This is a genomic window from Halococcus thailandensis JCM 13552 (genome assembly GCF_000336715.1).
In the GTDB taxonomy this organism is placed as follows: Archaea; Halobacteriota; Halobacteria; order Halobacteriales; family Halococcaceae; genus Halococcus; species Halococcus thailandensis.
The window spans coordinates 43906-51204 of the sequence record NZ_AOMF01000150.1 but is presented as its reverse complement, the minus strand read 5'-3'; the positions used below and the strand labels follow the sequence as shown (position 1 = coordinate 51204).

The following is a 7299-nucleotide window of genomic DNA, read 5'->3' as shown; positions in this document are numbered from 1 at the left end:
GATGTGTATAAGAGACAGCGCCGGTGCTCGGGGTCACGACCGTCGCCATCCAGGTGCCGATGCTGTTCGTCGGCTTCGACGTCGTGCCACAGGCCGCCGAGGAGGCCGACATGTCCTCGCGCTCGCTCGCGCTGGTGGTGCTCGCCGTCGTCGCGACGGTCGGCCTGTTCTACATCGTCAGCATCTGGGCGGCCGGCGGGGCCGTCGCCGCGGGCGCGCTCGGCGACAGCCTCGTCCCCGCCGCGACGGCGATGAGCGCGATCTTCGGCAGCACCGTGGCGGGCAAACTGATGACGATCGTCGGCATCGGCGCGCTGCTCACCAGCTGGAGCGCGTTCGTCATCGGCGCGAGCCGCATCGTCTTCGCGATGGCCGACTCGGGGCTCCTACCGGAGTCGCTCGCCACGGTCCACCCCGAGTACAACACGCCCTCGCGCGCGATCGTTCTCATCGGCGCGCTCTCGATGGCCGCGCCGTGGTTCGGCGGCAACTTCGTCAGTTCGATCATCAACGCCGGCTCGCTCGGGATCGTGCTCGCCTGGTTCACCGTCGCGCTGTCGTTCGTCGCGCTGCGCTACAACGAACCCGAGATGGAGCGCCCGTTCAAGCTTCCCGGTGGCTACACCTTCGGCATCGCCGGGATGATCGTGACGCTGTTTTTCATCGGGCTCTACATGCCCGGCGCGCCCTCGGCGCTGCTCTGGCCGCGCGAGTGGGCGATCGTCGTCGCCTGGGTCGTCCTCGGCGCGGTGCTGTTCGCGCTCTCACGGCGGACGACGACCGAAACCACGGTGGAGGAGACCCGAAAGCCGGTGTCCGAACAGCAGTAGCACACCACTTCTCGACCGCGCTGCCGACAGCCCCATCGCTTCCGACCGGCGGCCGTCAGCACCCCCTTTCGACCGATGACGGTTTTCTTGGAGAGGATTCCAAAACAGAATCCACTCGTCAGAAACACGGTATTCCTGTTCCGCTCGCTGTCGTCGTACCACGGGCCCGATAGCTAGGAGTGATCGAGAGCAGAACCGAAGCGACGTCGGCGATCATAATACGAGAGCTGTCGCATCCCTACGCACTCGACGAACGCCATCATCGGCGACGTTTCGGGACCAACGATGTCCGAGAGACCAGCGAGCGCAGTGTGACGCGGTCTGTCCGGATCGATACTGTCAGTAGCCGAGATCTCCGTTCGGACGCCACGAACGTTCGCCATCACCGTGAGCAGCGATCCCGCTGTCGGTGCGGTCGAACGGACTCCCGTGGAATGGAGATCGTTAGCAAAAACAATTGCCCGATGATCGATACGGTGATCCGCCGATCACTCGGGCCGTGGCGGTTCCTGTTCGCGTCGAGCCAACTGCCCGCGTTCGAGGATCGTTCCGTCGGCGAACCCCTCGCTCGCTGCGGCGCGGGCGGCGGTGATCGTGACGATGTCGTAGACGTCGTCGGCGCTCGCACCGCGCGAGAGATCGCTCAGCGGTCGCGCGTAACCCTGTAGCACCGGGCCGAGCGCCGTCGCACCCGCGAGCCGCTCGGTGAGTTTGTAGGCGATGTTGCCCGCGTTCAGATCCGGGAAGACGAGCACGTTCGCGTCGCCGTTGACGACGCCTGCGTCACCGTTCTTTCGCTCGGCAATACTCGGGACGAGCGCCGCGTCGCTCTGGAGCTCGCCGTCGATGCAGAGCCCGTCCATCCGCTCGCGGGCGATCTCGGTCGCCCGCCGGATCTCGTCGACGGTCTCGTGGCTCGCGCTCCCCTTCGTCGAAAACGAGAGCATGGCGACCCGTGGCTCCCAGCCGAGGAGCTCCTCGGCGGTCGTCGCGGTCGCGAGTGCGATATCCGCCAGCTGCTCGTCGTCGGGATCGATGTTCACCCCGCAGTCGGCGTAGAGCAGCGCGCCGTTCTCGCCGATGGCCGGGTCGTCGAACGCCATCAGGAAGTAGCTCGACGCAGTGTCGACCAGCGGATCCAGACCGACGATCCCGTTGGCCGTCGCGACCACCTCGGCGGTCGGATGGGTCGCGCCCGCGACCAGCCCCTCGGCCTCGCCGGTGCGCGCGAGCCACGCCCCGAGCACCAATTCGTCGTCGAGCACGCGCTTTGCAACCGGAACAGGCACGTCGCGCAGCGCGGCGTACGCGGCGACGTCCTCCTCAATCTGTTCGTCGGACCGATCGAGAACGGTGAGTGCGCCCTGCGGCAGGCCGTGCTCGGTACATAGTTCGCGTGATCCCTCGTCGACACCCAACAGCACCGGCTCGGCGATGCCATCGCGTGCGGCCCTGATAGCTGCTTTACGCACGCGACTGTCGTGGGCTTCGGGGAGAACGATGCGCGGACTCGCCGTCCGTGCTTGTTCGCGAAGTCGTGAAAGAAGGCTCATCGGTGGTTCGAATGCGGTGACGGTCGGTGGCCGCCGCCGGCTCAGCCCTCGTAGTTGGCGTCGCCGGGCTGGCGGTACTTCTCCAGGACGCGCTCGGGATCGTCGAGCGCGTCGCGGCGGAACGGTTCGAGTAGCTCCGTCCCGTCGGTCATGATCTCGACGACGGCGGGTTCGCCCGACTGGAGCGCGTCGGTCATCGTCGACTGGATGTTGTCTGGGTCTTTGACCCGCGTGCCGTGTGCGCCCATGTCGCGGGCGATCTCGGCGAAGTCGGGGTTCTCCGGCAGGTCGGTGCCGACGAAGCGGTCGTTGTAGAACCAGTACTGGTTCTGCTTCTCGGCACCCCACTCCATGTTGTTGAACACGACCGCCACGGCCGGGATGTCCTCACGGACGGCGGTCATGACTTCGTTGAGCGACTGCATGCCCCACGCGCCGTCGCCGACGAGCGCCACTGCGGGGTCGTCGGGTCGGGCGACCTTTGCGCCGATGGCCGCGGGGTATGCGAACCCGCAGTTGCCGTAGGTACCGGCGGCGAGGAAGTTACCTGGGTTGTCGAACTCGAGGTAGGCGTTGGCCATCGAACAGGTGTTGCCGATGTCCGTCGCCACCATCGTGTTCTCGGGCAGCGCCTGTGCGACGTCCCAGAGTGCGCGCCGCGGGTGGATCGGCATCTGATCCGACTGGGACATCTCTTCGAGTTCGTCCTTCCAGTCGGCATAGGCCTGTTCGATCTCGTCGACGCGCCCCTCGTCCGCACCGGCGGACGCGTCGAGATCGCCGGCGAGGCCCCGGACGGTTTCGGCGGCGTCACCCACGAGTCCCAACTCGACGCGCGTGGTGCGGCCGATCTGGGAAGCGTCGGCGTCGATCTGGATGACGTCGGCGTCCTCGGGGAACCAGTCCATCCCGTACTGGGGGAGGAGGCCGAAGCCGCTGAGACGGCTGCCGACGGCGAGCACGCAGTCGGCCTCCGAGAGCGTCTCCATCGCGGCCTTCGAGCCGCCGTAGCCGAGCGCGCCCACGGCGAGGGGATGGCTGATCGGGAAGCTGTCGTTGTGGAGGTACGAATTGGCGACCGGCGCGTTCAGCCGCTCGGCGAGGTCGGCGACCTCGTCGATCGCGTCGGAGTAGATCGTGCCGAGGCCGGCGATGATCGCCGGGTTGTCGGCCTCCGAGAGCATAGTCGCGGCCTCGCTCACCTTCGAATCGTCGGCCGCACCGATGCTTTCCTGGCGGTACTGGTTGGGCTGGAGCACGTCGGTCTCGATCTCGCCGTAGAGCTGGTCGCGGGCGAAGTCGATCTGGGTGGGCCCCATCTCGGTCAGCGATTCGCGGTAGGCCGTCCGCACGTACTCGGCGACGCGGCTGTTGTCCTCGAGACGGCCCTGCCAGTCGACACACTCGTCGAAGATCGACATGGTGTCGGCCTCCTGGAACCCATCAGTTCCTATCGAACCGGTGGTGGCCGTCGGCGAGAGCATGATCACCGGCGAGTGGTTGAGCTGGGCGGCCTTGATCCCGGTGACCATGTTGGTGACGCCGGGACCGTTCTGGGCGACGCAGATACCCGGTTCGCGGCCACAGAGCGCTTCGGCGTAGCCGTCGGCCATGTGGGCGGCGTTCTGTTCGTGGCGCACGGGCAGGTAGCGGATCCCCGCCTGCGGCATGATGTCGAGGAAGTCCATGAACGCCGAGCCGACGATGCCGAACATCACGTCGGCGTCCTCGGCGACGAACTGTTCGAGCAGCGCCTCGCTCGGCGACATCGTCTCACCCTCGTGGAGCGGTGCGTCCTCGGTCGGTGGTGGTGCTTGCTGTCGTGACATTCCGTTCGACCCACTTGGATCCATACCACGGAATGACTTATAACTTCCGTCTCAAACAGATTTGTGGGATGAAACTACAACAACACGAACGAAATTGAATAGAGAAACACGCTTCCCGCAGGAAGTTGATTTTCCGCCATGACGATTTCAGCCGCTCGGTCGTCGCCACCGACGGCCATCGATCGCCGATCGGAGTCGGCGCTCGTCGATGATCCGGAACTCGAAAACGAGAGGAAGTGAGGCGAGGAGAACGAGATGAGACCGAATATTTGTCAGGGTAGTTCGCTCGCACGCGAATCACGCGACGTGGCTATTTTCGCGCCGTCCGTCGTCGCTTCGATGGGTTCGTCTTGGCGCTTCGAGCGATGGGGAGAGAAGATTCGGCGCAGTCGCGACGCTACTGCTGATCGAGATACGCGAGCACGCCGCGGACGTTCAGCCGCTCCTCGGCGCTGGCCTTCCGCTCGGACCACGCCTCGGCCATGTCGCTGCGCTCGACGAACCGCTCGATGACCGCCTCGTCGTCACCCAACTCGGCGCGTGCGCTCTCGATGTCCGCGACCCACTCCTCCAGAATCCGTTCGTACTCGTCCATCAGCGCTTCGTCGTACTCCCGGGGGCCGAAGTGGCCGAAACACAGGACATCGGGATCGATCTCGCGGATCGTTTCGACGTCGGCGAGACAGGCCTCCAGATCGAAGTTCGATGGCGGCGACGTCTGACGGATCGTCTCGATGCTTGGGATCCAGATGCCGGCCGCGTCGCCGGTGAACAGGGCGTCGTTTTCGCGGTCGTGGAACATCACCTGGTGCGGAGCGTGGCCCGGCGCGTGGTGGACGGCGAGCGTGTGGTTCCCGCAGTCGATCTCGTCGCCGTCCGAGAGCCCCTCGATGCGGTCCTCGGGCACGGGTTTCGGCTCGGCGTAATACTCCCACTGGCTCTCGACGGCGGCCTTGGTCCCCGCGACGAGGCGCTCGGGATCGATCAGGTGAGGAACGCCGATCTCGTGGGTCAGGACGGTGGCGTTCGGGCAGGCGTCGGCGAGATAGCCCGTCCCGCCAGCGTGATCGAGATGTGCGTGGGTCGGCAGGATGTACGAGAGTTCATCCCGAGCGATGCCAACCTCGTCGAGCGCGTCGAGGATGTTCTCGTAGCGGGTGCCGATGCCGGTGTCGATCAGCGCGGGGCGGTCGGCGTCGAGGATGTAGACCGCGCCGTACTCCGCGGTGTCGTACATCCCGGTATCGACGTAGTGGAGCTCCGAACAGCCATCGACGGTGAACACGTCCCCGATTGCCATGTCTCCGGAAACGCCCAGCGCCGTGAAAAACCTCCCGTCGAACAATAGGATTTTGTCACACGGCATGCAATCGCCGAGAAATGCTCGACAGACAGTATCTCCGCGAGCACACCGACGAGGTGCGCGCGGCTCTCGACGCCCGCGGGGCCGACGTGGATCTCGATCACGTGCTCGACATCGACGACCGGTGGCGCGAGGCGAAGAATCGCGGCGACGAACTCCGTCACGAGCGCAACGAGGTCTCGAACCGTATCGGCGAACTCAAACAGGCCGGCGAGGACGAGGAAGCCGAGGAGGCCATCGCGCGCTCGCAAGACCTCAAGGAGGACATCGACGAGATCGAAGAGCGCGCCGACGATCTCGAAACACGACTGAACGAGGCGCTGCTCGAAATCCCGAACGTTCCCCAGGAGGGCGTGCCCGAGGGCGCGGACGAGTCGGACAACGTCGAGGTCCGCCGCGAGGGGTTCGACGACCTGCGCGAGCTGCCCGACGAGGTGACGCCCCACTACGATCTGGGCGAGGAGATGGAGATCCTCGACTTCGAGCGCGGCGCGAAGACCACGGGTGCGGGCTTCTACTTCCTCAAGGGCGACGGCGCGCGGCTCGAACACGCGCTCATCCAGTTCATGCTCGATCTGCACCGCGAGCAGGAGTACGTCGACGTCTTCCCGCCGGTGCCGGTCACGAGCAGATCGATGACCGGCACGGGTCAGTTACCGAAGTTCGCCGACGACGCCTACCGGGTCGGCGGGAGCGAACACGAGGCCTACGACGACGACGATCTCTGGCTCTGTCCCACCGCCGAAGTGCCGGTGACGAACATGTATCGCGAGGAGATCCTGCTCGACGACGATCTCCCGATCAAACACCAGGCCTACACGCCGAACTTCCGGCGCGAGGCAGGCGAACACGGCACCGAGACCCGCGGGATCGTCCGGGTCCACCAGTTCAACAAGGTCGAACTCGTGAACTTCGTCCGGCCCGAGGAGAGCGACGAGCGTCTAGAGGGGTTGCTCGCCGAGGCCGAGGAGACGCTCCGCCGACTCGACCTTCCCTATCGCGTGCTCGATCTCTGTACCGGCGATCTCACCTTCGCCTCGGCGCGGACCTACGACCTGGAGGTCTGGGCTCCCGGTGACGACATGGAAGAGGGTCCCGAGGCGGGCGGTCGCTGGCTCGAAGTCTCCTCGGCTTCGAACTTCGAGGCGTTCCAGGCCCGCCGGGCCGGGCTCAGATACCGTCCCGAGCGCCACGAGTCGGCCGACTATCTCCACACGCTGAACGCCTCGGGCACCGCCATCGGGCGCGTGATGGTCGCCATCCTCGAATACTACCAGAACCCGGACGGCACCGTCGAAATCCCGGAACCGCTCCGACCGTACATGGGCGGCCAGGAGCGCATCGAGGGCCACGAGCCGGTTGGCGAGAGCGCGGTCGGCGCGGGCCGCAAGGAATAGTCAGTCGGTGTAGGTCTCGATGCGCGCGATCGCCCCGTCGTCGATCGTGTGGACGTCGACGAACCCGAACAGGCGATCGCCGTCTTCGTCGAGCAGGCGGCCGCGGGCGGCGATCTCGTCGCCGTCGTCGTAGAGTCTATCGAGCTCGTGGCTCGTCTCGGTTCGCGGACGGTCGTCGCGCATGAACGCGACGAACGTCTCCTGGCCTTCGAACGTCCGGTCGGGGCGCTCGTGGACGAAGTCGGGCGCGAGGAGTTCCTCGAGCTCGTCGTAGCGCTTCTCGTCGATCGAGCGGTAGTACGACCGGACGGTGCGGGCGCTCATGGG

At 66.0% G+C, this 7299-nt stretch carries 6 protein-coding genes; 2 read left to right on the top strand and 4 right to left on the bottom strand.

What is annotated here, in order from left to right; all coding sequences use genetic code 11:
• The first annotated feature begins 23 nt into the window (after positions 1-23).
• Positions 24-830: an APC family permease gene (locus C451_RS08975; protein WP_007739881.1), complete on the top strand. Its 807-nt coding sequence runs from the start codon at positions 24-26 to the stop codon at positions 828-830.
• A 488-nt stretch (positions 831-1318) separates the two neighbouring features.
• Here the strand turns inward: C451_RS08975 and C451_RS08965 are convergent, their stop codons facing one another.
• From C451_RS08965 to C451_RS08955, 3 genes are all read right to left on the bottom strand, one after another.
• A complete protein-coding gene (locus C451_RS08965) occupies positions 1319-2383 on the bottom strand; it encodes a phosphotransacetylase (protein WP_007739879.1) in 1065 nt (354 codons plus the stop codon).
• A 41-nt stretch (positions 2384-2424) separates the two neighbouring features.
• Positions 2425-4212, bottom strand: coding sequence for a sulfoacetaldehyde acetyltransferase (gene xsc, locus C451_RS08960; RefSeq protein WP_007739878.1), 1788 nt, complete (start codon positions 4210-4212; stop codon positions 2425-2427).
• A gap of 397 nt (positions 4213-4609) precedes the next feature.
• Positions 4610-5512 carry an MBL fold metallo-hydrolase gene (locus tag C451_RS08955; RefSeq protein ID WP_007739877.1) on the bottom strand — a complete coding sequence of 301 codons (903 nt, stop codon included), beginning with the start codon at positions 5510-5512 and terminating at the stop codon, positions 4610-4612.
• An 80-nt stretch (positions 5513-5592) separates the two neighbouring features.
• On the opposite strand from C451_RS08955, the gene serS reads away from it, so the two are divergent.
• Positions 5593-6972, top strand: a complete 1380-nt coding sequence (gene serS / locus C451_RS08950) for a serine--tRNA ligase (protein WP_007739876.1) — start codon at positions 5593-5595, stop codon at positions 6970-6972.
• On the opposite strand, the gene C451_RS08945 is transcribed toward serS, so the two are convergent.
• A complete protein-coding gene (locus C451_RS08945; protein WP_007739875.1) occupies positions 6973-7296 on the bottom strand; it encodes a nuclear transport factor 2 family protein in 324 nt (107 codons plus the stop codon).
• Positions 7297-7299: the final 3 nt, after the last annotated feature.

What these genes read in the sequence shown, in the direction of transcription:
- C451_RS08965 (WP_007739879.1), bottom strand. Translation starts at nt 2,383, where the DNA reads ATGAGCCTTCTTTCACGACTTCGCGAACAAGCACGGACGGCGAGTCCG.
- xsc (WP_007739878.1), bottom strand. Translation starts at nt 4,212, where the DNA reads ATGTCACGACAGCAAGCACCACCACCGACCGAGGACGCACCGCTCCAC.
- C451_RS08955 (WP_007739877.1), bottom strand. Translation starts at nt 5,512, where the DNA reads ATGGCAATCGGGGACGTGTTCACCGTCGATGGCTGTTCGGAGCTCCAC.
- serS (WP_007739876.1), top strand. Translation starts at nt 5,593, where the DNA reads ATGCTCGACAGACAGTATCTCCGCGAGCACACCGACGAGGTGCGCGCG.
- C451_RS08945 (WP_007739875.1), bottom strand. Translation starts at nt 7,296, where the DNA reads ATGAGCGCCCGCACCGTCCGGTCGTACTACCGCTCGATCGACGAGAAG.